22 protein-coding genes, 1 other RNA gene, 1 pseudogene and 1 other annotated feature are annotated in these 24759 nt (G+C 37.2%); of the genes and pseudogenes, 20 read left to right on the plus strand and 4 right to left on the minus strand.

All coding sequences use genetic code 11. The features are described 5' to 3' along the window. Window positions 1–55: 55 nt before the first annotated feature. From BCR22_RS12310 to BCR22_RS12320, 3 genes are all read right to left on the minus strand, one after another. The gene (locus BCR22_RS12310; RefSeq protein WP_069655185.1) at window positions 56–334 is read right to left on the minus strand and encodes a hypothetical protein; all 279 of its coding nucleotides are present in this window, start codon (window positions 332–334) and stop codon (window positions 56–58) included. Window positions 335–404: 70 nt separating this feature from the next. Further along, a non-coding RNA gene (gene ssrS, locus BCR22_RS12315) (6S RNA) lies at window positions 405–598 on the minus strand. A 70-nt stretch (window positions 599–668) separates the two neighbouring features. Continuing rightward, on the minus strand, window positions 669–1949 hold the full coding sequence (locus BCR22_RS12320) for a replication-associated recombination protein A (protein WP_069655186.1): 1281 nt from the start codon (window positions 1947–1949) through the stop codon (window positions 669–671). Between the two features lie 298 nt (window positions 1950–2247). On the opposite strand from BCR22_RS12320, the pseudogene BCR22_RS12325 reads away from it, so the two are divergent. The 9 genes and pseudogenes from BCR22_RS12325 (at window position 2248) to BCR22_RS12360 (ending at window position 10510) form a co-directional block, all read left to right on the plus strand. Beyond that, window positions 2248–2947, plus strand: a pseudogene (locus BCR22_RS12325) (DNA-3-methyladenine glycosylase). Further along, complete coding sequence (locus tag BCR22_RS12330) at window positions 2883–3368, plus strand: DUF3013 family protein (RefSeq protein ID WP_069655188.1); 486 nt, start codon at window positions 2883–2885, stop codon at window positions 3366–3368. The pseudogene BCR22_RS12325 and the gene BCR22_RS12330 overlap by 65 nt, the downstream one beginning before the upstream one ends. A 14-nt stretch (window positions 3369–3382) precedes the next feature. Further along, window positions 3383–4330 carry a 50S ribosomal protein L11 methyltransferase gene (prmA, locus tag BCR22_RS12335; protein WP_069655189.1) on the plus strand — a complete coding sequence of 316 codons (948 nt, stop codon included), beginning with the start codon at window positions 3383–3385 and terminating at the stop codon, window positions 4328–4330. 1 nt (window position 4331) lies between these two features. Beyond that, window positions 4332–5081 carry a 16S rRNA (uracil(1498)-N(3))-methyltransferase gene (locus BCR22_RS12340; protein WP_069655190.1) on the plus strand — a complete coding sequence of 250 codons (750 nt, stop codon included), beginning with the start codon at window positions 4332–4334 and terminating at the stop codon, window positions 5079–5081. A 17-nt stretch (window positions 5082–5098) separates the two neighbouring features. Further along, window positions 5099–5746 carry a beta/alpha barrel domain-containing protein gene (locus BCR22_RS12345; protein ID WP_069655191.1) on the plus strand — a complete coding sequence of 216 codons (648 nt, stop codon included), beginning with the start codon at window positions 5099–5101 and terminating at the stop codon, window positions 5744–5746. Next, window positions 5737–5895, plus strand: coding sequence for a hypothetical protein (locus BCR22_RS15470; protein ID WP_167351529.1), 159 nt, complete (start codon window positions 5737–5739; stop codon window positions 5893–5895). The genes BCR22_RS12345 and BCR22_RS15470 overlap by 10 nt, the downstream gene beginning before the upstream one ends. 59 nt (window positions 5896–5954) lie before the next feature. Continuing rightward, window positions 5955–8168 carry a RelA/SpoT family protein gene (locus tag BCR22_RS12350; protein ID WP_069655192.1) on the plus strand — a complete coding sequence of 738 codons (2214 nt, stop codon included), beginning with the start codon at window positions 5955–5957 and terminating at the stop codon, window positions 8166–8168. A 12-nt stretch (window positions 8169–8180) separates the two neighbouring features. Beyond that, window positions 8181–8627, plus strand: coding sequence for a D-aminoacyl-tRNA deacylase (gene dtd, locus BCR22_RS12355; RefSeq protein WP_069655193.1), 447 nt, complete (start codon window positions 8181–8183; stop codon window positions 8625–8627). A 122-nt stretch (window positions 8628–8749) separates the two neighbouring features. After that, window positions 8750–10510: a choline/carnitine O-acyltransferase gene (locus tag BCR22_RS12360; RefSeq protein WP_069655194.1), complete on the plus strand. Its 1761-nt coding sequence runs from the start codon at window positions 8750–8752 to the stop codon at window positions 10508–10510. 115 nt (window positions 10511–10625) lie between these two features. Here the strand turns inward: BCR22_RS12360 and BCR22_RS12365 are convergent, their stop codons facing one another. Then, entirely contained in the window at window positions 10626–11558 is a 933-nt protein-coding gene (locus BCR22_RS12365; protein ID WP_069655195.1) for an aldo/keto reductase, read from the minus strand. Window positions 11559–11735: 177 nt separating this feature from the next. Then, window positions 11736–11942 (plus strand) — a binding site (T-box leader). 393 nt (window positions 11943–12335) lie between these two features. On the opposite strand from BCR22_RS12365, the gene hisS reads away from it, so the two are divergent. The 11 genes from hisS to BCR22_RS12420 all read left to right on the plus strand — a co-directional run bounded on the left by hisS (window position 12336) and on the right by BCR22_RS12420 (window position 24676). Further along, window positions 12336–13637 (plus strand): histidine--tRNA ligase, encoded by a 1302-nt coding sequence (gene hisS, locus BCR22_RS12375; protein ID WP_069655197.1) that lies wholly within the window; start codon window positions 12336–12338, stop codon window positions 13635–13637. 29 nt (window positions 13638–13666) lie between these two features. Beyond that, complete coding sequence (aspS, locus tag BCR22_RS12380) at window positions 13667–15436, plus strand: aspartate--tRNA ligase (protein WP_069655198.1); 1770 nt, start codon at window positions 13667–13669, stop codon at window positions 15434–15436. 179 nt (window positions 15437–15615) lie between these two features. Then, window positions 15616–16410 carry an ankyrin repeat domain-containing protein gene (locus BCR22_RS12385; RefSeq protein ID WP_069655199.1) on the plus strand — a complete coding sequence of 265 codons (795 nt, stop codon included), beginning with the start codon at window positions 15616–15618 and terminating at the stop codon, window positions 16408–16410. 135 nt (window positions 16411–16545) lie between these two features. Continuing rightward, window positions 16546–17421 carry a YitT family protein gene (locus BCR22_RS12390; protein ID WP_069655200.1) on the plus strand — a complete coding sequence of 292 codons (876 nt, stop codon included), beginning with the start codon at window positions 16546–16548 and terminating at the stop codon, window positions 17419–17421. Window positions 17422–17751: 330 nt separating this feature from the next. Further along, entirely contained in the window at window positions 17752–18789 is a 1038-nt protein-coding gene (locus BCR22_RS12395) for a sugar-binding transcriptional regulator (protein WP_069655201.1), read from the plus strand. A 40-nt stretch (window positions 18790–18829) separates the two neighbouring features. Beyond that, window positions 18830–19831, plus strand: a complete 1002-nt coding sequence (gap, locus tag BCR22_RS12400) for a type I glyceraldehyde-3-phosphate dehydrogenase (RefSeq protein ID WP_069646063.1) — start codon at window positions 18830–18832, stop codon at window positions 19829–19831. A gap of 137 nt (window positions 19832–19968) precedes the next feature. Beyond that, window positions 19969–21162, plus strand: coding sequence for a phosphoglycerate kinase (locus BCR22_RS12405; protein ID WP_069655202.1), 1194 nt, complete (start codon window positions 19969–19971; stop codon window positions 21160–21162). A gap of 163 nt (window positions 21163–21325) precedes the next feature. Continuing rightward, window positions 21326–22081 (plus strand): triose-phosphate isomerase, encoded by a 756-nt coding sequence (gene tpiA / locus BCR22_RS12410; RefSeq protein WP_069655203.1) that lies wholly within the window; start codon window positions 21326–21328, stop codon window positions 22079–22081. A 158-nt stretch (window positions 22082–22239) separates the two neighbouring features. Continuing rightward, on the plus strand, window positions 22240–23538 hold the full coding sequence (gene eno / locus BCR22_RS12415; protein ID WP_010771434.1) for a phosphopyruvate hydratase: 1299 nt from the start codon (window positions 22240–22242) through the stop codon (window positions 23536–23538). Between the two features lie 326 nt (window positions 23539–23864). After that, window positions 23865–24032, plus strand: coding sequence for a hypothetical protein (locus BCR22_RS15475; protein ID WP_167351530.1), 168 nt, complete (start codon window positions 23865–23867; stop codon window positions 24030–24032). Next, on the plus strand, window positions 24011–24676 hold the full coding sequence (locus BCR22_RS12420) for a hypothetical protein (protein ID WP_069655204.1): 666 nt from the start codon (window positions 24011–24013) through the stop codon (window positions 24674–24676). Before BCR22_RS15475 ends, BCR22_RS12420 begins: the two co-directional genes overlap by 22 nt. The last annotated feature ends 83 nt before the right edge of the window (window positions 24677–24759 follow it).

Below are 24759 nucleotides of genomic sequence, written 5' to 3' on the forward strand. Positions count from 1 at the left end.
ATACTTTAATTGTAGAACAAAATGACAAAAAAGCAAATAAAAAAAGAAGATACAATTACAGAATCTTCTTGGCTAACATCACGGTAAATATAGCTGAAATAGCAAGTAAACTAAAAATATAGAACAAAGAAAAAAAGGTCAAATTAAAGATCCCAACTAAAATACCGATAGCAGCTAAAATCAAATAAAAAATACCAAACTGATGTAAGAACTGAATAGTTTCATCAGGTTCACCGTCGTGTATCAATGGTAAAAAAACGTGTGCCTTTTTTAATAAATAGAGCCCAATAATAACTAATAAAGCCACAGACATAAAAATAAGTATGCGAACCATGCATCAAACCTCCGTCAAATAAAAAACAATTTGCACTTCGCAAATTGTCTAAAAAACTAAAATAAAAATGGTAAAATCCGTCGATGCCGTTATTCGTCCTATAGTATTGAACCCGCAAACAAAGCAGGTGGGTTCCACGACTGACAGCTTCGAACTACCAAATGATAAGGCATGTTACCAGCTTAGGTACCAGAAGGATCCCTAGATATCAATAAAATGTTCGGTCAACACACAAAAAAGACAACGCGTACATCACAGATTTACCATCTTTATAATAGCACAATATAAACCAAACAGCAACGAGGGTGCTTAGATTTGAGAGCGGATCGTTTTTTTATTTCTTATTCTTTTTCCACTCTTGAATGCGTTGATACTGCTGGTGCAATGCTTGTTCATATTTTCCATTATCGACAGGTTCATAGTAATGAGCTTGTTTTATTTTATCAGGAAGGTATTGTTGATCGACCCAAGCATTTTCAAAATTATGAGGATATTGATAGCCAATTCCACGATTCAATTCTTTTGCGCCTGAATAATGACTGTCTCGCAAATGATCAGGAACATCTCCAGCTTTTCCTTCTCTTATGTCGGCTAAAGCTGCGTCAATTGCGCTGATAGCAGAATTTGATTTTGGAGACAAGCATAAATCGATAACTACGCTGGCAAGTGGAATCCTTGCTTCTGGGAAACCAAGCTTTTCAGCGGCTTGGACAGCTGTTATCGTGCGAGCAGCTGCGGGCGGATTACCTAACCCAATATCTTCGTATGCAATCACCATCAAACGACGACAAATAATCGGTAAATCACCTGCTTCAACTAATCTAGCTAAATAGTGAAGTGCAGCATCAACATCACTGCCACGAATCGATTTTTGAAATGCGGAAATCACATCATAATGGGCATCGCCGTTTTTATCATGCGTCAATGCTTTACGTTGGACACATTCTTCAATGATCGAAAGAGTGATCTCGACTTTTTTATTTCCATTTTCAGGTGTGGATTTTACAGCTAATTCAAGTCCGTTTAAAGCGCTACGTAAGTCACCATTTGTAGCACGTGATAAATGGAGCAAAGCTTTTTCTTCTAATACAACTGAAAATTCGCCCAAACCTCGCTCTGTATCCGTTAATGCTTCTTTGATTGCTTTTTGAATATCAAGTTCGGTCAAGGGCTTGACTTCAAAAATTTGTGTTCGACTTCGAATGGCTGGATTGATTGTAATATATGGATTCTCAGTCGTTGCCCCGATCATAATGATGCGACCACTTTCAAGATGAGGCAATAAAAAATCTTGTTTTGTTTTATCTAAACGATGAACTTCATCTAATAATAAAATCACAGTTCCACTCATTTTTGCTTCTTCGGCGACAATTTGCAGATCTTTTTTGGTATCTGTTGCAGCATTCAGCAAGCGAAAGGCGTAGTTTGTAGAACCCGCAATGGCACTGGCGATGCTGGTCTTACCAGTACCAGGTGGACCGTATAAAATCATAGATGAAAGCATGCGCGCTTCAACCATCCGACGAATGATTTTCCCTGACCCAACAAGATGTTGTTGCCCAACGACCTCATCTAAATTGCATGGTCTCATGCGATAAGCTAAAGGTTTTTGCATGGTTGAACCTCCTTATTTTAAAAGCGTAGCGGGCTCGTTAAGCTCTGACAAAGAAATAGGGAAAGCTGAGAATGGCTCTCTAATCTAAAACCAGATGTTCTCTTTTTTTCGAAACGTAGCCCAAGTCACTTAACAAAATTTCATTATCTAGACATTATACCATAAAGAACGTACGTTTGTACAAAGGGGCGTTTTGTCCATTAAAACAAGAAAAAATCAGACTTTATCTTACGAAACGTTTGTTTTTTCAATGGATAATAGCCCTAGATTCGTGTATGATAAGAGATGGTGAAAAATAATGGAAAAAACGATACATTTTTTTAATACAAAATCAACAGAAGAGATCGCTCAATTCTTATTAGGGATGTACTTAGAGCATGAGACAGATGCTGGAATACTTAGCGGATATATCGTTGATACAGAAGCCTATTTAGGCCCTGAAGATGAAGCGGCTCACAGTTTTGGATTAAGAGAGACCCCACGGCTAAAAGCTATGTATGATAAGCCGGGAACGATTTATTTATACACAATGCATACACATTTAATCTTAAATATGGTCACTCAGGAAAAAGGCAAACCTCAAGGAGTCATGATTCGTGCCATTGAACCTGTGGAAGGACTCGAACAAATGGAAGCAAATCGTAATGGACGAAAAGAAATGGAATTGTCAAATGGGCCTGGAAAACTGGTTTCAGCTTTAGGAATCACTAAAGAATTATATGGGCAATCGATTTTCGATAGTTCGTTGCGTATTGTTCCTGAAAAAAGAAAAATACCAAAAAAAATCATTTCACTTCCTCGTATTGGAATCCCTAATAAAGGCATCTGGACGGAGCGACCTTTACGGTATGTTGTTTCAGGAAATCCTTATATCTCAAAACAAAGAAGAAGTGATATTGATCAAAAAGACTTTGGTTGGAAGGAAGAAAATAAATGAAAAAAGTAACGATGTTAACTTATTTAGATCAACAAATTACCAAGAAAATCACAGAATATGATGTAGCTCTTGATTGGAACAGCAAAAACCATATAATTGAGGTTGTTTTTCGTTTGTTTGCTGAAAATACTACTCATGAACAAATTGATGATGCACAGGGAACAGTTTCAGAAGAAGAAATCATTGAATTTGAAGACAGTATTTTGTTTTATAATCCTGACAAATCTTCTTTAGCTGAGGAAGAGTTTCTAGCGGCCATTCCTTATGAGGGCAAAAAAGGAATCAAACAGTCTGTGCTGGATGGTTTTGTCGATTATTTAAATGATGTTTTAACAGAAGGACAAAATGATTTGCTAGACTTTTTAACGGATGAAGGACAAGTAGTATTTGAGTTGAAATGGTCGGAAGAAGCTTTTAAAGAAGCTGTTCAAAAGTATCAAAAAGCAGATGGTGATACATATATCGCTTATCCAAGCTATTAAAAAGAGGTGATCGTATGAAGTGGACAGAAGTAAAAGTTGAAACAGCTAGTGAAGCAGTTGAAGCAATCTCTAATATTATGATGGAAGCAGGAGCCAGTGGTGTTGCCATTGAAGATTCTTTAGATGTAGAAAATTTCAAAAGTGATCTATATGGAGAATTGCTTGATAAAGAACAATTTACTCATATCAAAGACGGTGCTTTGGTCATGGCTTATTTTCCTGAGACGACTTTTCTACCAGAAATACTCCCTTTTATTAAAGAAAGTATTACTCGTTTACCAGAATTTGGGCTTGCAATCGGTAAAAATGAAGTGACTGTAAGTGAAGTAGCTGAAAGTGATTGGGCGACAGCCTGGAAAAAATATTATCACCCAGTTCGTGTGACTCGCTTTCTAACAATTGTACCAAGTTGGGAAAAATATGAACCGCAAGATACGGTTGAAAAAATAATTACGTTAGATCCAGGAATGGCTTTTGGAACAGGGACGCATCCAACAACTCGCTTAACATTGCAAGCACTGGAAACTGTATTGCGAGGAGGCGAAACGCTTCTTGATGTAGGAACTGGTTCAGGCGTTTTAAGTATTGCAAGTAAACATTTAGGCGCAAAAGAAGTTTATGCGTACGACCTAGATGAAGTAGCGGTTACTGCAGCAAAAGAAAATATGGATATGAACCCAATCGCAAGTGATGTCCATGTTTCGGCCAACGACTTGTTGAAAAATGTAACGATTGAAGCAGATGTGATCGTAGCCAATATTTTAGCGGATATTATTACTTTGATGATCGAAGATGCTTGGCATTTATTGAAAGATGATGGAACATTGATTGTTTCTGGAATCATCCATGAGAAAAAAGAGATGATTGTAGAGAAAATGATAGAAGCAGGTTTTCTTGTAGATCAGATTTTCCAACAAGGAGATTGGTATGCGATTATTTTAAAGAAAATAGAGGAAGAGTAAGATGCAACGTTACTTTCTAACTGAACCTTATGAAGCGAAAGAGCATTATACGATTATGGGAGAAAATTATCACCATATCGTTCGAGTAATGCGAATGGAACCAAAACAACACGTTTTCTTGGTATTTAGTGATCGGTTAGCAATCATTGCTGAAATCACCGAAGTGACCGAAGAAGCCGTTTATTTAAAAGAAATTGGTAAAGAACAAGCTAAAAAAGAACTACCAGTCAACGTTACGATTGCTTGTGGCTATCCTAAAGGGGATAAACTAGAATGGGTGGTACAAAAAGGAACAGAGCTTGGTAGCCACAAATTTATAGGATTTCCAGCTAAAGCATCTGTTGTGAAATGGGACAAAAAAAAACTAGCTAAAAAAACTGAACGTTTAAAAAAGATTGCGACAGAAGCAGCTGAACAATCTCATCGCCAGTTTGCACCAGATATTGTATTATTAGAGAAAGAACAAGAGCTGATCGATGTTTTTTCTAGTTATGACAAAGTGTTGATTGCATATGAAGAGTCTGCAAAAGTTGGGGAACGTAGTCGCTTTGCAACAGCACTTTCTGAATTAGTTATTGGAGAATCATTCTTGATTATTTTTGGACCAGAAGGTGGTTTTTCGCCAACTGAAATCGAGAAATTTCAAGAACATGGTGGGATTATTTGTGGTTTAGGACCACGGATTTTACGTGCAGAAACGGCGCCGCTATATGCGTTAAGCGCCATTAGTTATCAATTTGAATTAGTGTAAGGTTTAGGGGGCTATTTATGGAGTTAGAGTTGCAACGACTTTCAATTATGTTAATGGATCCATCGTTTACAGATCAACAGTTCACAGAAGAAATTCTTTTTTTAAAAGAATTTCCTGTTCGTTCAATTTTTGTTTTACCTTATAATGTTGCAAGAGCAAAGCAATTATTAACAGGAACGAAGATTCAAGTAGGCAGTTTCGTTGATTTTCCGCTAGGTCGCGGAACATTAGCAAAAAAGGCATTTGAAACAGGACAGTTGTACAGAGAGGGTGCATCGGATGTTTTTGTGACTATGGCACCAGAAGATTTGAATATATATGGGAATCAGAGTTTTCAGGCTTTAGAGCAACTATCATTTGGACGAAATGCTCTAGGGTTCTTTATAGATAGCACGGATATAACGGATGAACAAAAGCAGATCGTCACGAGGAATCTTGCAGAGCTAAATGTCAGTGCTATTTCTTTAGGGGTAAATTTAACGATGGAACAAGCAATTTATGATATGAGTATTTTCAGAACAAGGAGAAAAAAACGAATGACTTTTCAAGTGAACGTCAAAGCGCCAACCTTACTTGAAATTGAACTTCTTTTTCAAGCTGGGGCGTCTTATATCGGAATCAGTAACGGTCGTGAGATTTTACCGTTGATCTCGAAATGGAATTAAAATTTGAAGAATTGAAAATCCAGAAAAATGTTAGTATAATAAAAGATGTTGGAAGTGCTACTGTTTCAAGTGGTACTTTTCTTTTTTTAAAACGATCGATCATTTACATAAATAAAAAGAGTGCTGAACCGTTAGTTAAAGGAGCATAACTAATGTGTTAGAACAACACGTAGTTTTTAACTGATGCAGATAAAGGAGTGTGAGAACCATGCCAAAAGAGGAAATCATGACAGGACCAGGTGTTATTAAGCTCGTGTCAAAATATATGGAACCTCAACATGTTGCTTTTGTTCAAAAAGCATGTGATTATGCTGAAAAAGCGCATGAAGGCCAAGTCAGACAGTCAGGTGAACCTTATTTTATCCATCCAATCCAAGTGGCTGGTATTTTAGCAGAATTAAGGATGGATCCACATACAGTTGCAACAGGTTTTCTACATGATGTAGTAGAAGACACAGATGTAACATTAGAAGATTTAGCGAATGAATTTGGTGCAGACGTTGCGATGCTGGTAGACGGTGTAACCAAACTTGGAAAAATTAAGTATAAATCCCATGAGGAACAATTAGCTGAAAATCATCGAAAAATGCTATTGGCAATGGCGCAAGATTTACGCGTGATTATGGTGAAGTTAGCTGACCGTTTACACAATATGCGTACATTAAAGCATTTACGAGAAGATAAACAGCGCCGAATTGCTCAAGAAACCATCGAAATATATGCGCCTCTTGCTCATCGCTTAGGGATCAGTCGTATTAAATGGGAGTTGGAAGATACCGCACTGCGCTACATCAATCCAAACCAATATTATCGAATTGTTAATTTGATGCAAAGTAAAAGAGATGAGCGCGAAGCGTATGTGGAGGAAGCAGTAGAGGATATTCGCTTAGCGACAGAAGATTTAGATATCTATGCTGAAATCTATGGCCGTCCAAAACACATTTACTCGATTTATCGCAAAATGAAAGATCAGAAAAAACAATTCAACGAAATTTATGATTTACTAGCGATTCGCGTTATCGTTGATTCAATCAAAGATTGTTATGCTGTACTAGGTGCGATTCATACGAAATGGACACCGATGCCTGGGCGTTTTAAAGATTATATCGCGATGCCTAAGGCGAATATGTATCAATCCATCCATACGACTGTTATCGGACCAAAAGGCAATCCAGTAGAAGTTCAAATCAGAACCCATGAAATGCATCAGATTGCTGAATTCGGGGTTGCTGCTCATTGGGCCTACAAAGAAGGTAAGACTGAAAAGGTTGATGAAGATACTGACACAAAACAATTAAGTTGGTTCCGTGAAATTCTTGAATTGCAAGATGAAAGCTATGACGCTTCTGAATTTATGGAAAGTGTAAAAGGCGATATTTTCAGCGACAAAGTTTACGTATTCACACCAACTGGTGAAGTAACGGAATTGCCTAAAGGTTCTGGACCGCTAGACTTTGCATATAGTGTGCATACTGAAATCGGCAATAAAACAACCGGTGCGAAAGTCAATGGTAAAATGGTTCAGTTGGATTATACATTAAAAAATGGGGATATCATTGAAGTGTTGACGTCTCCGAATTCCTTCGGTCCAAGTCGAGATTGGTTGAAAATGGTTGCGACTAGTAAAGCACGAAATAAGATCAAACGATTCTTTAAAATCCAAGATCGTGAAGTGAATATTATCAAAGGGCATGATGCCATCAGCAAATATTTAATGGAACATGGATTTACACCCAAAGAATTTTTAAGTAAAGCGAAAATGGCAGAAGCGTTGGATCGTTTCAATTTCCAAACAGAAGATGATTTGTATGCAGCCGTAGGGTATGGTGAAGTCAGTGCTCAAGTAGTCTTTAATCGTTTGACTGAGAAGGAACGGAAAGAGCAAGAAGTAGAACGCCAAAAACAAGAAGCAGAGGAATTGATGACACAACCAGTCAAAAAAGAATCTGATAAAATGAAAGTTCGTCACGAAGGCGGAATTGTGATTCAAGGAGTTGAAAACCTACTTGTTCGAATCAGTCGTTGCTGTAACCCTGTACCAGGTGATGAAATCGTCGGTTACATCACAAAAGGGCGCGGCGTTTCAATTCATAGGGCAGATTGTCCTAACGTACAGCATCAAGAAGAACTTGCGCAACGTTTGATTGAAGTTGAATGGGAAGATACGAATAATTCAAATAAAGAATATGATGCAGATTTAGAGATTTATGGCTACAATCGCAGTGGGTTATTAAATGATGTTCTTCAAGTCATTAGCTCAATGACAAAAAACTTAGTCAGTGTGGAAGCCAAGCCAACGAAAAATAAAATGGCAATGATCCATGTGACAGTGAAAATCCAAAATCTAGCACATCTAAAAACGATTGTCGATAAAATCAAAAACATACCGGACGTTTACAATGTACGACGGACCAATGGCTAGGAGGGACAATCTATGAGGGCAGTCATCCAGCGAGTTACGCAAGCTGAAGTTACCATTGATCAAAAAAGTGTTGGAAAAATAGAGCAAGGATTCATGGTTTTACTCGGCATCCATGAAACTGATAATGTCGAGGATGTGGCGTATTTAGTTCGTAAAATCAGTAAGCTTCGTGTATTTGAGGATACAGCTGGTAAGATGAATCTAAGCATTCAAGAGATCCAAGGTAGTATTTTAAGTGTTTCTCAATTTACGTTGTACGCAGATACTAAAAAGGGCAACCGTCCTAGTTTTATAGAAGCTGCCAGACCAGAGGCTGCAATTCCTTTGTATGAGCTATTCAATAAACAACTGAAGGCACTAAATATTCCAGTAGAAACAGGAGAATTTGGCGCTGATATGGCGGTGTCATTGATCAATGATGGCCCAGTAACAATTATTATAGACACAAAAGATAAATAAGAAAGCATCATTCCTGCAATGAGACTAGTAGGGATGATGTTTTTTAATAAGTTACGGAAAAAAGTCATGTACGGAGTAAATGCTTGGTATAATAAAATAGAAAAAGATTGTTGAGGTGTAAGATGAAAAAATATAAAGAAGCGTTATTACCAAAACTAGAAAAATTACCTGTTCCAGAATTACAAGAAACTCTGGCGGCTTTAAGTGAGTGGTTGAGACCCTTGGTTACATTAGAAGAATTAAAAGATTTTCAAAAAAGAGCCGTAGCATTCAGTGTTTCTGATGGTGTACTATTGCAAAAAGACCTAGAGAAACAGGCAGAAAACACGAACGGCAGCTGGCTAGCACCTCTTTGGGAAGAAAGTTATTTAGAGAGCCGAGGCTATTTACAAAGTGAGTCAAATTTTGCCATGGTTATTGATGACAGCTATTACGATCGAATCAAATCGAAAGAGGCACGAGCGGCACAACTTATTTATCAAATGACCAATTGTTATCTTCGTTTCGTCGATGGAACCTATCCAATCGAATATACCAAACAGAATCAACATGTCGATATGTCATTTTACTTAAATTTTTTTAAAAGTTGCAGAATACCAGGAAAAGAGCGAGATTCTTTTCATAGAGGCGAAATGAAACCTGCTGAGAATTATGTCGTCATTTTTGTAAACGGTACCTATTTCCGTTTAGAAGTAACTAACCATCTAGGAGAAATTAACTCTTTAGAACAAATAGCTGAAAATTTGAACTTTATTTTATCTTGTGGAATTTTACCAAAACAAGGGGAGCATTTAATTCCTTATTTAACAGGAGTTGAAAGAGCGCAGTCAAATTTGATTTATCAACAGCTCAAAAAAGAAGAATTGAATCGTCTAAACTTACAGCAAATCGAAGATGCATTATTTGTACTGAGTTTTTCCGATGGCAAAGACGAATCAAAAGAAGAGCGAATCAACGAAGTATTATTGAATACAAATCACCAATTTTTAAGCAAAACAATGCAAGCAATTATTACGAAAAACGGTTATATCGGTTTTAACATGGAACATACAGCAATCGACGGCGTACCAACATTAAATTTACTGACCAAGATTTTTGAATCATTCGATAATGTAGAACACGCGCCAACAAAAAAATCTTCTTCTGAGTTGGTTCAAACATTTGAATGGGCCTTAACAAACCAAATGATCAGTACTTTAGAAGAAGCCCGAACACATGTCGAAATGGAAAATAACTCTTATGTTCTTATGCATCATGTTCTCTCAGAAATTGGTAAAGAACGGATGAAAAAAGCAAAGGTAAGTCCAGATGCGTTCTTTCATATTGCTTTAGCGATGGCACAGCAAAAAGTGTTTGGCAAGCTAAAATCTGTTTATGAACCAGTTGCTATGCGTATGTATTTTGAAGGTCGGACAGAATCTGCTCGTTCGATCAGTCAAGAGAAAAAATTAGTTGCCGAAGCATTTTACAATTCAACAGAATCAGGATCTAAGGAAAAATTAGTCGAATTATTCTTTGCAGCAGCAACAGCCCATTCTGATCGAATTGCGCAATGTCAAAAAGGAAAAGGAGTTGAACGCCATTTATTTGGTCTTCAAAAGATGGCACTTAACCCAGAGGAAGGTCGAAGTTTTTTCTCAGCAGAAGCGCTTAAAATACTAGGGGATGACTTTATATCAACTACTGGTATTCCGTATGATATAGTAGAGTCCTTTAGCTTTGGACCAGTTAATAAAAAGGGATTTGGTCTTTATTATGGCATTTTAGATAAGGAAATCATTCTGACTTTGTCTGCAAAAAAAGGGTATCAAAACGAAGCAAGGCAACTGATTGAAGGGATTTCCACAGCACTGACTGCTTTGACAGAACTTTTAGGAATTTAGTAAAAACATACTGAAAATAATGAGTAGAGCCATTTTACTCATCATTTCCAGTATGTTTATTTTTTTTGAAGGTTAAACTCTAGAATTCTGGTAAAAATAGTCCATTAGTTAGCAATTATTTAAATAATTTGTCGATTCGGTGATAATCTTCATCAGTCAAATGAACATCCAACGCTTTGACGTTGTTGATGACTTGTTCTACCTTTTTTGCTCCTGGGATAACAACATCAATGAAAGGATTTTTGATGTACCATGCGAGCACGATTTCTGCGACACTGGCGTTGTACTCTGCTGCAATCTGTTTAAGTTGGTTGACTTTATCGAGAATTACATTGAAGCGTTCACCCTGGAAATCTGGTTTTTTACTGCGTAAATCTTCAGGTGGAAAGGTGATGTTACGTTCATATTTTCCTGTTAATAAACCAGATCCTAATGGGAAATAGGGAATAAAAGAAATCTGATTTTCTTTTAAATAAGGCAGTAATTCTTGTTCTGCTTCACGATGAATCAAACTATATTCATCTTCCACAATATCCACATAACCATCTTGATTTGCATCTTTAATCTGATCTAGACTGAAATTAGAAACACCAATCGCTCGAATTTTTCCTGTTTCTTTTATCTTTTGCAAAGCAGCTACTGCTTCATTTTTAGGGGTTGTTTCGTCTGGGAAATGAATGTAAAAAATATCGATATACTCTGTCTGTAGCCGTTGTAATGCTTCGTCAACAGAACGTGCTAAAAATTCTGGTGTATTATTAAAGGCACCATCTTTAGCCGGATCATGAGCGGCTTTTGTGGCGATAATTACTTTACTGCGGTCAAATTCTTTTAATACCTCGCCAATCAATTCTTCTGAACGACCCATTCCATAGGCGAAAGCGGTATCTAGTAAAGTAATACCATTTGTTAAAGCGGTATGGACAATTTCTTTCCCAGTATTATCATTCAAATTTGGAAACAAATTATGACCACCAACAGCATTTGTACCTAAACCTAGAGGAGTTGAGTGGACCTCTGTTCTTCCAATTTGTACGTTTTGTGTCATTCTGATCCCTCCTAACTTATTTCTTTTAGTGTAGTTTATAGAAGTGAATCAGTGAAGTGTTTTGTTTTAAAAGATAGTGGAAAAGCAAAATAAACATTCTTTATTTGATATTGCATGTGAAATTAGTCGAATCCCTATTGACTTTATGAGGAAATTTTAGTAGTTTATATATAATATCAAAAATCAATGAAAGAACGAGTACATTTCAATCTAATCGTATAAGAGAAAGTTGTCGTGGCTGAAAGCAACTTCATTAGAGAAATCGAAAGACATTCTGGAGATGAACGGATAAAAGCCGTTCCGTTACGAGCGTTAATCGTTAAAGGAAAGAGCAATCTTTCAAACTTAGGTGGTACCGCGTATGTCTATTCATTCGCCCTTGTATTTAATACAAGGGCGATTTTTGTTGTGAATCACTATGATTGGCTGCGCCAGAATAGATGATGAACAATACTTGGCGAACGAAGTGAGAGAAGTTACCATACTAGTGAATCACCAAAAGCCCAATCCCAAAAAAGCAAAGAAAAAAATTGTGAGTTGCTTTTTAGGTCTGTAAGCATAGCGATTGGCTGCGCCAGAATAGATGATGAACAATACTTGGCGAACGAAGTGAGAGAAGTTACCATACTAGTGAATCACTGAATCACCAAATCGCGCTAATAAAGGAAAAAAGAATCGACGATAAAATAAGTGAAAAGAGTATAAAAAATAAAACCTCACTTATACCTAGGACGAAAAATCGTTGTCCCAATAAACAATAACTAGGAGATGAAACAAATGAGTTATCAAAAACCAAAAGGAACCAATGACTTATTACCAGGAACTTCAGAAAAGTGGCAGTTTGTTGAAGAAACTGCTCGTTTGATTTTTCGTGATTACCAATATGAAGAAATCCGTACGCCGATTTTTGAACATTATGAAGTAATTTCTCGTAGTGTAGGAGATACAACAGATATCGTGTCAAAAGAGATGTACGATTTTTACGATAAAGGAGATCGTCATGTAACATTACGTCCAGAAGGAACTGCACCAATCGTTCGTTCATTTGTTGAAAACAAACTGTTTGGACCTGAATTTACGAAACCGTATAAAACGTATTATATGGGACCAATGTTTCGTTATGAGCGTCCGCAAGCAGGTCGTTTAAGACAATTTCACCAAATCGGAGCAGAAGCTTTCGGTAGCGAAAATCCCGCAGTGGATGTCGAAAGTATGGCAATGGCTTTAGACTTTTTCAAACAATTAGGCATTAATCAAATTCGATTAGTGATCAACTCTTTAGGCGATAAAGCTACAAGAGCGGCATATCGTCAAGCTTTGATCGATTATTTAGAACCAAAATCCGCTGAATTGAGTGAGGATTCAAAACGTCGTTTGCACGAGAATCCATTGCGTGTATTAGATAGTAAAGATAAAAAAGATCGAGTGATCGTAGCAAATGCGCCATCAATTTTAGATTATCTAAGCGAGTCATCAAAAGAACATTTTGAAACAGTTCAAACAATGTTAAATGAATTGAACATTCCGTTTGTAGTGGACAGTAATATGGTTCGTGGATTGGATTATTATACAAATACCATTTTTGAAGTGATGAGTGAAGCACCAGGTATGGGCGCACAAGCAACGATTTGTGCTGGCGGACGTTATGATGGGTTAGTTGAAGAATTAGGCGGACCAGCAACACCTGGTTTTGGTTTTGCGATGGGGATCGAGCGTGTCTTGATTACTATGGAAGCCGAAGGTGTTGTGGTGCCAGTAATCAACGACATTGACGCTTACGTGGTCGGAATTGGTGAGCAGACAAATATTGAGGCATTAAAACTTGTTCAAGCAATCCGTGATTTTGGTTTCTCAGCAGATCGTGATTTTATGAACCGCAAAGCAAAAGCCCAATTTAAAACTGCCGCTAAAGTAAACGCCAAACTTGCCTTGACTTTAGGGGAAACAGAATTAGCCGAGGGAATCGTTAACGTAAAATCAATGGCTAACCGTAATGAAAAATCATTCCCACTATCAGATATTTATGAAAGATTTGATGAAGTCTATGATGAAATGATGACCGTGATGTTTGATGAATAAAGAGTAAAAATGAAAAGGAGCAAAGACCAATGACAAAAAGAACAGTATACTGTGGAGAAGTCTCAGCAGATTTAGTAGGACAAGTGATTACATTAAAAGGGTGGGTACAAAAACGTCGTGACTTAGGCGGAGTTATTTTTATTGACCTACGTGACCGTGAAGGAATTGCACAAGTGGTGTTCAATCCAGCCCATTCAAAAGAAGCTTGGGAAATTGCAGATAAATGTCGTAGCGAATATGTAATTGAAATTACTGGAGAGCTGACGTATCGTGATAAAGAAGCAATCAATCCTAAAATGAAAACCGGTGAATTTGAAGTGATGGCAACAGATATCACGATTTTAAATACAGCAAAAACACCACCATTTTTGATTGAAGATGAAAACAATGTCGGCGATGAAATCCGTATGAAATACCGTTATTTAGACTTACGCCGTCCAAAAATGACTGCAAACTTAAAATTACGTCATGAAGTAACCAAATCAATCCGTCATTATTTAGACGATACTGATTTTATCGATATCGAAACACCTTATTTTGGTAAATCAACACCAGAAGGCGCGCGCGACTATTTAGTGCCATCACGTGTACATGCAGGGCATTTTTATGCATTACCACAATCACCACAAATCTTTAAACAATTATTGATGAATGCTGGTTTCGATCGTTATTACCAAATCGTTCGTTGTTTCCGTGATGAAGATTTACGTGGTGACCGTCAACCAGAATTTACACAAGTCGATTTAGAGACAACTTTCTTATCGCCAGAAGAAATCCAAACAATGACTGAAGAGATGCTAGCGAAAGTGATGCGTGAAACAAAAGGGATCGAAGTGACATTACCATTCCCACGTATTAGCTACGACGAAGCGATGGCACGTTATGGTAGTGACAAACCTGATACTCGTTTTGATATGGAATTGATTGATATCGCAGATGTAGTAAAAGATGTTGATTTTAAAGTCTTCCAAATGGCGCTAGAAAATGGTGGGCAAGTAAAGGCGTTGAATGCTAAAGGTGCTGCTGATAACTATTCAAGAAAAGATATGGATAACTTAGGTACCTATGTAAGTCAATTTGGTGCCAAAGGACTTGCATGGTTAAAAGTAGAAGAAGACGGTCTAAAAGGGCCAATCGCGAAATTCTTAACAGAGGTTTCTGATGACTTGATCAAAGCGACAAATGCAGAAGTTGGCGATATTTTGATGTTTGGTGCTGATAAACCGGAAATAGTTGCAGCATCATTAGGTGCCGTACGTTCGCGTTTAGGGAAAGAATTAGGATTGATCGATGATACTAAATTCAATTTCTTGTGGGTCGTTGATTGGCCATTGTTTGAATACGATGAAGAAGCTGGTCGCTACGTATCTGCACACCATCCATTCACCCAACCGAAAGAATCAGATATTGAACTACTTTCGACAGATCCAGCAAACGTTTATGCCGAAGCTTACGATATTGTCTTGAATGGTTACGAACTAGGTGGCGGTTCATCACGTATCCATAAACGTGAGTTGCAAGAAAAAATGTTTGAAACGCTAGGCTTTACAAAAGAATCAGCACAAGAACAATTTGGTTTCTTGCTAGATGCCTTAGATTATGGTTTCCCTCCACATGGCGGGATTGCTTTAGGATTAGACCGTTTAGTGATGTTATTAGCTGGCGAAAATAATATTCGTGAAGTAATTGCCTTCCCTAAAAATGGGAAAGCAGCTGACCCAATGACAAGTGCACCAAGTGTCGTTTCACCATTACAATTATTTGAATTAAATATCGATGTCACGGCTGTCGATGAATAGAATTTGCTGAAAAACGGTTGGGAGAAATTCCCAATCGTTTTTTTACGGTCAAAACAAGATCGTCGCGTCAATTGAATGGGCCAATTAAACTTTAGACAGATGAATTACGTTGTTTATAATTCGTTTACATTTATCCTTTATACTGGTTTTAATCTATTATTAAAGGAGGGATTACGAGAATGAAAAAGCAATTTTTATTGAAGACGCTACTATTGTTTTCGTCATTGCTACTTTTTTCAGCCTGTCAAACGAATAAAAGTGAGAAGACACAACCAACGGAGGAGAGTACGGATATGGGAATTAAAAAAGATGAACGTAGTCAATCTACTAAAGAAGAGTTAGAGCATACAACGGAAACAACAGAATTTACACGCAAAGAGTTTGCTAACGGAAGCTTGATCCAAGCCGTAAATGAAAAAAATGCTGAAAAAGTTCAAGAAATACTGAAAGATAAAGACTATCCGATCAATGAAAAAAATGAACGAGGAGAAACATCGCTTCTGATTGCAACGCATCAAAATTTCATTGAGATCGCCAAAATCCTGATTGACGCGGGAGCGGATATTAATGTACAAGATTTAATTTCTGATAGTCCTTATCTTTATGCTGGAGCGCAAGGGAAAACTGAAATTTTAAGCTACATGCTGGAAAAGCAAACACCTGATCAACAAAAAGTAAACCGCTTCGGTGGAAATGCATTGATTCCAGCAGCAGAAAAAGGACATCTTGAGAATGTGAAATTACTATTAAAAGATGGACGTGTAGAGATTGACCATCAAAATAATTATGGCTATACTGCCCTTATCGAAGCGGTAGCTTTGACAGATGGATCTCTTGTATATCAGCAAATCGTTACTGTTTTATTGGAAGCGGGAGCAGATAAAAATTTAAGAGATAATACTGGACGGACAGCTGAAGATTACGCTAAAAATTTAGGTTATACTGAAATATTGAAAAGCCTAAATGCCAATTAAGATTGAATTTTTCAAAAGCTTGATTCGTGTAACGAATAAGTATTTTCTTCTATTCTGAAGATTGTCCTTTTTTTCTTATCGTAAAGCACGTATAATAAGAACCAAATGAATCAAGTAAAGTGAGGCTACCTCTACATGAAAAAATTTTTTGAAAGTTTACCTGTCCATGATTATACGACAAAACTTTCAGTGTCGATCGTTTATGCGATTTTGGCATCTGTTGCGATGAACTTCTTTTATCAACCAGGAAATATCTATTCCAGTGGGATTACAGGACTAGCTCAAATTCTTACAACCTTATCAACGAATATCGTAGGGTTTAAAGTACCTGTATCGATTACGTTATATGCTTTAAATATCCCGCTGTTCTTTGTGGCTTGGCTAAAAATTGGTAAAAAATTCACCGTTTTTACCTTTTTAACGGTCACATTAACCTCAATTTTTATGCAGATTGTACCGCAAACAAGTTTATCTAATGATCCCATTATTTGTGCGATATTTGGTGGAGCAGTGATGGGATCTGGGATTGGGTTTGCTTTGAAAAATGGTCTTTCATCAGGTGGATTGGATATTTTTAGCATCACGATCCGTAAGAAAACAGGACGTTCAGTAGGATCGATATCCATGTATTTCAATGGATTAATTATTTTCGTAGCAGGATATTTGTTTGGTTGGCAGTATATGTTTTATAGTGCGTTGTCAATTTTTGTCAGTGGTAAAGTAACAGACGCCGTGTATACGAAGCAAAAGAAAATGCAGGTTATGATCATCACAAAAAATCCAGATGATGTAATCGATGGTATTCAACAGAAAATGAGACGAGGCATTACGATTATCCATGAAGCAGAAGGGGCATATCGCCATGACAAACAAACGCTACTACTGACAGTCGTGACTCGTTTTGAATTACCTGCGTTAGAAGCTGCCATGAAAGAATCTGATCCATCTGCGTTTGTCAGCATTTCTGATAATGTAAAAATTCTCGGTCGCTTTTATGAAGAAGACCTGTAAGGTATGATATCATCTTAAAAAATCCAGAGTAGGGTCTGGATTTTTTTATTTGTACTAAAACTAGAAATGAGAGCGTGGATCGTGTTTGTGATTGCAGGCTAAAGTATAGGATCAACTATTATGAATAGAGTGGTTAATTAAAAAAATAATCTCTTTTTCTTGAAAAGAAGAATGAAAACTGTTAAACTATGTATATAAGATTGAGGGACGCTTTTATGACTGTTAAAGAATTTAACAATGAAAAAGAAGAACGTCAATCCTATTTTTTTAAAGTTCATAGGTCGTTTTAAGTCTTACTTGGACGTTTTTGGACCAACGAAGGAGCGCATCATGCTAGATGAATTGAAAATGATTGAAGCAGTTGCTCCAGATTTGCTCGATGTAATGCAGGAAAGGTTTCATATTCTTCGTAATATATACTGGATGCAGCCTATTGGACGTAGAAGCCTATCTGATAGTATGGGAATAACAGAAAGAGTCTTAAGAACTGAGACAGACTTCCTGAAAAATCTTCAACTAATAGAAACTTCTAAAAGCGGAATGACATTAACTGAAAAAGGCTTAGGTGTTTATCAAGGTTTAGAGTCGATGATGAATCAACTACTTGGCATGCATCAAGTCGAAAAAGAAATCAGTCAATACTTTGGAATCAAACGTTGTATCGTTGTAGCTGGTAATAGTGACAATCAGGATAAAGTTCTTTATGAGTTCGGAGATATTTTGACCGATTCGTTGGATTTGCTTTTACCTGAAGGACGTAATATTATTGCAGTGATGGGCGGAACAACAATGGCAATGACTGCAGAGCACATGGGAACACTTGAAACAGAAAAGAGACATAATCTGTTTGTTCCAGCTAGAGGTGGAATCGGTGAAGCAATGACGGTTCAAGCTAATTCGGTAAGTGCTGTAATGGCAAGTAAAACCGGTGGTCATCATAGAGCATTATATGTTCCAGAACAGTTGAGTCTTGAAACGTATAATTCACTACTGCAAGAACCTTCGATCCAAGAGGTGTTGACGCTGATTGAACAGAGCAATTGTGTTGTTCATAGTATTGGACGCGCGTTGCATATGGCAGCACGTCGTAAAATGTCAGATGACGAAATGGTTATGTTAAAGCAAAATAATGCTGTAGCAGAATCTTTTGGCTATTTCTTTGATGAAGAGGGCGAAGTTGTTTATAAGATTCCTCGAATCGGACTTCAGTTAAAAGATGTCCAGAAAATTTCGAATGTCGTTGCAATTGCAGGCGGTAAGTCGAAAGCTAAAGCAATCCGCGCTTATATGAAAAATGCACCAAAACAAACGTGGCTCATCACAGATGAAGCTGCCGCAAATGAGATTTTAAAAGGGGTAACCCTTTAAAATAAAAAAATTTTTGATTTTCATAAGGAGGAAATCTTTAATGACAGTTAAAGTAGGTATTAATGGATTTGGACGTATCGGACGCTTAGCATTCCGTCGTATCCAAGATGTAGCAGGAATCGAAGTAGTAGCAATCAATGATTTAACAGACGCTAAAATGTTGGCTCACTTGTTAAAATATGACACAACTCAAGGACGTTTCAACGGAACTGTTGAAGTTCATGATGGATCTTTCAACGTAAACGGTAAAGAAGTTAAAGTTCTTGCTAACCGCAACCCAGAAGAATTACCATGGGGCGACTTAGGCGTAGATATCGTTCTTGAATGTACTGGATTCTTCACTTCAAAAGAAAAAGCTGAGTTACACTTAAAAGCTGGTGCTAAACGTGTTGTTATCTCTGCTCCAGGCGGAAATGACGTACCAACAATCGTTTATAACACGAACCACGATATCTTAACAGGTAAAGAAACAGTTATCTCAGGTGCTTCATGTACGACTAACTGTTTAGCTCCTATGGCTAAAGCTTTACAAGATAACTTTGGTGTGGTTGAAGGTCTTATGACGACAATCCACGCTTACACAGGTGACCAAATGACTCTTGATGGACCTCACCCAGGTGGAGACTTCCGTCGTGCACGCGCTGCAGCAGAAAACATCGTACCTAACACTACTGGTGCTGCTAAAGCAATCGGTCTAGTTATCCCTGAATTAAACGGTAAATTAGATGGAGCTGCTCAACGTGTTCCTGTAGCAACTGGTTCATTAACTGAATTAGTAACAGTTCTTGACAAAAAAGTAACAGTTGAAGAAGTAAATGAAGTGATGGCTAAAGCTGCTAACGAATCTTACGGATATAACACAGACGAAATCGTTTCTTCTGATATCGTAGGGATGACTTTCGGTTCATTATTCGATGCTACTCAAACAAAAGTAATGACTGTTGGCGATCAACAATTAGTGAAAACTGTTGCTTGGTATGACAACGAAATGTCTTATACTGCACAATTAGTTCGTACTTTAGAGTACTTCGCTAACTTATAAGATTCATTCTTATCATTAGTGAAATTTGAACAACTGTGAAATAATAAGCGGGGAAGCAACGCGCTTCCCCGCTTTTTTTATAAGTTTAAGATAATCATTCTTTTTAAAAATTTAAAAATAGATAGGAGTAACGTTTAATGGCTAAAAAGACTATCAAAGATGTAGACTTAAAAGACAAAAAAGTTCTTGTACGTGTCGACTTTAACGTACCTTTGAAAGATGGCGTGATCACGAACGACAACCGTATCGTAGCGGCACTTCCAACAATCAAATACGTAATTGACAATGGTGGGAAAGCAATCTTATTCTCTCACTTAGGTCGTGTTAAAACAGAAGAAGATAAAGCCGGCAAATCACTAAAACCAGTTGCAGAGCGTTTAGGCGAATTATTGGGCAAACCAGTAACGTTCGTTCCAGAAACTCGTGGTACTGAATTAGAAACTGCTGTTAACAACATGAAAGACGGCGATGTTTTAGTATTTGAAAACACTCGTTTCGAAGATATCGACGGTAAAAAAGAAAGCGGAAATGACGCTGAATTAGGTAGATACTGGGCTTCTTTAGGCGATGTATTTGTTAATGATGCATTTGGTACGGCTCACCGTGCACACGCTTCTAATGTAGGAATTGCGTCAACTGGTATCCCAACAGTTGCTGGATTCTTAATGGAAAAAGAAATTAAATTCGTTGGTGAAGCAGTAACTGCACCAAAACGCCCATTTGTTGCTATCTTAGGTGGCGCAAAAGTTTCTGACAAAATCGGTGTTATCGAAAACTTGATCTCTAAAGCAGATAAAATCCTTATCGGTGGCGGAATGACCTATACATTCTACAAAGCGAAAGGAATCGAAATCGGTAATTCTCTTGTTGAAGAAGATAAGGTTGCTTTAGCAAAAGAGTTGATTGAAAAAGCTGGTGACAAACTAGTATTACCAATCGATTCAGTATGTGCTAATGAATTCAGCAATGATGTTGAAACAGTTATCACTGATGGCGAAGCTGTCCCAGAAGGTTACATGGGCTTAGACATTGGACCTAAATCAATTGAATTGTTCACTAAAGAATTAGAAGGTGCAAAAACAGTTGTTTGGAACGGACCAATGGGCGTATTCGAAATGAGCAACTTTGCTAAAGGTACGATCGGTGTATGTGAAGCAATTGCTAACTTAGAAGATGCAACAACAATTATCGGTGGAGGAGACTCTGCTGCAGCTGCAATCCAATTAGGCTTTGCTGATAAATTTACTCACATCTCAACTGGTGGGGGCGCAAGCTTAGAATTATTAGAAGGTAAAGAATTACCAGGATTAGGGGCAATCAACGAGAAGTAAAAAAGTTGAACAAGCCTATTTTGATCTCAAGTATTACTGGAGAAAAATTTTAGCGATGCTTTTTATCGTGAATTTTATTCAGTAATACCGAAGAGAGATGGCTTGTGAAACTGGATTGGTTTGATCAATCCATACCACAAAAAAGAAAAGGATGTGCTTTTCCATGCGTAAACCAATTATTGCTGGTAACTGGAAAATGAACAAAACGGCTTCAGAAGCAAAAGATTTTGCAGAAGCTGTAAAAACAAAAATCCCTGCAAATAGTTCAGTAGATTCTGTTATCGGTTCTCCTGCTTTATTCTTACAAGAATTAGTAGAAGCAGCTAAAGGGACTGAATTAAAAATCTCTGCACAAAACTGCTACTGGGAAAATTCAGGTGCATTCACTGGTGAAACGTCTCCAGCAGCACTTGCTGATCTAGGTGTTGACTATGTAATCATCGGTCACTCTGAACGTCGTGAGTACTTCCACGAAACAGACGAAGACATCAACAAGAAAGCGAAAGCAATCTTTGCAAACAACATGACACCAATCTTCTGTTGTGGTGAATCTTTAGAAACATACGAAGCAGGCAAAACTGCTGAATGGATCGAAGGCCAAATCACAAAAGGGTTAGTTGGTTTATCAAACGAGCAAGTATCTTCAATGGTTATTGCTTATGAACCAATCTGGGCCATCGGAACTGGTAAATCTGCTGATGCGAATATCGCTGATGAAATTTGTGGCGTTGTTCGTGCAACAGTTGAAAAATTATATGGCAAAGAAGTATCAGAAGCTGTACGTATCCAATACGGCGGTTCTGTAAAACCTGAAAACATTGCTGAATATATGGCAAAAGAAAACGTTGATGGTGCTTTAGTTGGCGGAGCGAGTCTCGAAGCTGACTCTTTCTTAGCTTTACTTGATGCTGTTAAATAATCACGTCTTATAACAATATACGCAATTAATCAAAGATTCATTGAATATTCTATGAATTATGCAAAAAATGTTTGCATAGCGCACGGTTATTCACTACAATCATAATTAAGGGAATCGAATCCCCTTAGTATAAAACAAACTCAAAGGAGAGACAAAACATGTCAATTATTACTGATGTTTATGCACGCGAAGTCTTAGACTCACGCGGTAACCCAACAATCGAAGTAGAAGTATACACTGAAAGCGGTGCTTTTGGTCGTGGAATGGTTCCATCTGGTGCTTCAACTGGTGAATACGAAGCGGTTGAATTACGTGATGGCGACAAAGCTCGTTACTTAGGTAAAGGGGTTGTTAAAGCAGTTGACAACGTAAATAACATCATCGCTGAAGCAATTATTGGCTACGATGTACGTGACCAAATGGCTATTGATAAAGCAATGATCGATTTAGATGGAACTCCTAACAAAGGTAAATTAGGCGCAAACGCTATTCTTGGTGTTTCAATCGCTGTAGCTCGTGCTGCTGCTGATTACCTAGAAGTACCTTTATACCACTACTTAGGCGGATTCAATACTAAAGTATTGCCAACTCCAATGATGAACATCATCAATGGTGGATCTCATGCTGATAACAGTATCGACTTCCAAGAATTCATGATCATGCCTGTAGGTGCTCCTACATTCAAAGAAGCTTTACGCTACGGTGCTGAAGTATTCCACGCATTAGCTGGAATCTTAAAAGCGCGCGGTTTAGCTACTTCTGTAGGTGACGAAGGTGGATTTGCTCCTAACCTTGGTTCAAACGAAGAAGGTTTTGAAGTAATCATCGAAGCAATCGAAAAAGCTGGCTATGTACCTGGTAAAGATATCGTTCTTGCGATGGATGCTGCTTCTTCTGAATTCTACGATAAAGAAAAAGGTGTTTACGTTTTAGCTGATTCAGGCGAAGGCGAAAAAACAACTGAAGAAATGATCGCATTCTACGAAGAATTATGTGCGAAATACCCAATCATCTCAATCGAAGATGGATTAGATGAAAATGACTGGGATGGTTTCAAAAAATTAACTGTTGCTTTAGGCGACAAAGTTCAATTAGTTGGTGACGATTTATTCGTTACAAACACAACTAAATTAGCTGAAGGAATTGAAAAAGGCATCGCGAACTCAATCCTTATCAAAGTGAACCAAATCGGTACTTTAACTGAAACATTCGAAGCAATCGAAATGGCTAAAGAAGCTGGCTACACTGCAGTTGTATCTCACCGTTCAGGTGAAACAGAAGATTCAACAATCTCTGATATCGCTGTTGCAACAAACGCCGGTCAAATCAAAACTGGTTCATTAAGCCGTACAGACCGTATTGCGAAATACAACCAATTATTAAGAATTGAAGACCAATTAGGCGAAGTTGCTGAATACAAAGGTTTGAAATCTTTCTACAACTTAAAAAACAAATAATTTTAGTTGATTATAAAGCAAAAAGGGACAACTGATCGTTTGATTTTTTCTCCTTATACTCATATGTAAAAGAGCTTGGTGCATAAGATCAAGCTCTTTTTTTGTAGGCATTTTTTTTGAAAATCAGTATAAATATAAAGTACTTCATTAAAAAAATACGGATGAGAGTCTTATGAAAGTTTTTTTTCTTAATAGTCATGTATAATCTTATATATCAGTTAGACAATTTATAGTATAAAAACTTACCTTGCTGAAAATTAAAGACAATGATACAATTAGAGACAGATACTAATTAAACTTGTCACTCTTTGAAGGGAGGAATTAAAATGGCCACAATTAGCTTTGAAAGAGAAATCGTGTTAACTGAAAAAGATGCAGAAATTATAGAAACTGCACAACCGACACAAAAATATTTTAATGCTGTAAAACAAAATAAGATCAAATTAACAGAAACTTTGAAGGAAACACCTGCATGGATGAAAAGAAAAGCTTAGATTGTAAGGTAGTATCACTTAGAACCTTGATTGACAAGTTAATAGATATAATAAAAGAGGAATTACCAGATGTTACTTGGGACAAAATTAGAGAAGAAGTGTCCGCAAGGTTTATTGGTGCAGTAGATTCCTCTTTTTTATGTGAGCAAAATTCTGATATCATTTCTTTCTTAAAGGATGATGCACTTATCAATGAATATAGACATTTAAGTAGAACATTTATAGTAATGGATTCTTCAGAAAAGAATTGGTTAGGAATGTTTACACTTGGTCAAAAAGTAATCGATATTTCTAATCTGAGTAATAGTCAAAGAAAAAAATACCTTGCTAGAGAAAAGAAAGTAAAAGAAATAAAAACGGCTCCCAGTATCCTTTTAGGTCAATTCGCTAAAAATGACCATTGTTCAGAATATAAACAGAATTTTTGTGGGGATATTTTAATGAAGATCTGTTTATCGTTTATTGAAGATGCTAGAAAGTTAATAGGTTGTAAATTAGTTTTCTTAGATAGTGTAAATTGCGATGGAGTAATTAATTTTTATGAGAGTTATGGATTTAAAAAATTTGGTGATGTCTTCATTAACCAAAAGGAAGAACAGTATCAACCGATGATGTTAAGTTATGAAGAGGATAATTATAAATGAAGAAGGCTGACAGTAATGTTAGTCTTTTTTTTATGCAAATATTAGAATCAAGCGGTGTATTTAAAATATCGAACCATTAAGTA

It is taken from the genome of Enterococcus plantarum, from assembly GCF_001730295.1.
GTDB classification, from domain to species: domain Bacteria; phylum Bacillota; class Bacilli; order Lactobacillales; family Enterococcaceae; genus Enterococcus_L; species Enterococcus_L plantarum.

Excerpts from the sequence above, each read along its gene's own strand:
- BCR22_RS12350 (WP_069655192.1), top strand. The coding sequence starts at position 5,955 with ATGCCAAAAGAGGAAATCATGACAGGACCAGGTGTTATTAAGCTCGTG.
- BCR22_RS15475 (WP_167351530.1), top strand. The coding sequence starts at position 23,865 with ATGGCCACAATTAGCTTTGAAAGAGAAATCGTGTTAACTGAAAAAGAT.
- BCR22_RS12395 (WP_069655201.1), top strand. The coding sequence starts at position 17,752 with ATGCTAGATGAATTGAAAATGATTGAAGCAGTTGCTCCAGATTTGCTC.
- eno (WP_010771434.1), top strand. The coding sequence starts at position 22,240 with ATGTCAATTATTACTGATGTTTATGCACGCGAAGTCTTAGACTCACGC.
- gap (WP_069646063.1), top strand. The coding sequence starts at position 18,830 with ATGACAGTTAAAGTAGGTATTAATGGATTTGGACGTATCGGACGCTTA.
- BCR22_RS12330 (WP_069655188.1), top strand. The coding sequence starts at position 2,883 with ATGAAAAAAGTAACGATGTTAACTTATTTAGATCAACAAATTACCAAG.
- BCR22_RS12390 (WP_069655200.1), top strand. The coding sequence starts at position 16,546 with ATGAAAAAATTTTTTGAAAGTTTACCTGTCCATGATTATACGACAAAA.
- BCR22_RS12310 (WP_069655185.1), bottom strand. The coding sequence starts at position 334 with ATGGTTCGCATACTTATTTTTATGTCTGTGGCTTTATTAGTTATTATT.
- BCR22_RS12365 (WP_069655195.1), bottom strand. The coding sequence starts at position 11,558 with ATGACACAAAACGTACAAATTGGAAGAACAGAGGTCCACTCAACTCCT.
- aspS (WP_069655198.1), top strand. The coding sequence starts at position 13,667 with ATGACAAAAAGAACAGTATACTGTGGAGAAGTCTCAGCAGATTTAGTA.
- dtd (WP_069655193.1), top strand. The coding sequence starts at position 8,181 with ATGAGGGCAGTCATCCAGCGAGTTACGCAAGCTGAAGTTACCATTGAT.
- tpiA (WP_069655203.1), top strand. The coding sequence starts at position 21,326 with ATGCGTAAACCAATTATTGCTGGTAACTGGAAAATGAACAAAACGGCT.
- prmA (WP_069655189.1), top strand. The coding sequence starts at position 3,383 with ATGAAGTGGACAGAAGTAAAAGTTGAAACAGCTAGTGAAGCAGTTGAA.
- BCR22_RS12345 (WP_069655191.1), top strand. The coding sequence starts at position 5,099 with ATGGAGTTAGAGTTGCAACGACTTTCAATTATGTTAATGGATCCATCG.
- BCR22_RS12420 (WP_069655204.1), top strand. The coding sequence starts at position 24,011 with ATGGATGAAAAGAAAAGCTTAGATTGTAAGGTAGTATCACTTAGAACC.
- BCR22_RS12340 (WP_069655190.1), top strand. The coding sequence starts at position 4,332 with ATGCAACGTTACTTTCTAACTGAACCTTATGAAGCGAAAGAGCATTAT.
- BCR22_RS12360 (WP_069655194.1), top strand. The coding sequence starts at position 8,750 with ATGAAAAAATATAAAGAAGCGTTATTACCAAAACTAGAAAAATTACCT.
- hisS (WP_069655197.1), top strand. The coding sequence starts at position 12,336 with ATGAGTTATCAAAAACCAAAAGGAACCAATGACTTATTACCAGGAACT.
- BCR22_RS12405 (WP_069655202.1), top strand. The coding sequence starts at position 19,969 with ATGGCTAAAAAGACTATCAAAGATGTAGACTTAAAAGACAAAAAAGTT.
- BCR22_RS12385 (WP_069655199.1), top strand. The coding sequence starts at position 15,616 with ATGAAAAAGCAATTTTTATTGAAGACGCTACTATTGTTTTCGTCATTG.
- BCR22_RS15470 (WP_167351529.1), top strand. The coding sequence starts at position 5,737 with ATGGAATTAAAATTTGAAGAATTGAAAATCCAGAAAAATGTTAGTATA.
- BCR22_RS12320 (WP_069655186.1), bottom strand. The coding sequence starts at position 1,949 with ATGCAAAAACCTTTAGCTTATCGCATGAGACCATGCAATTTAGATGAG.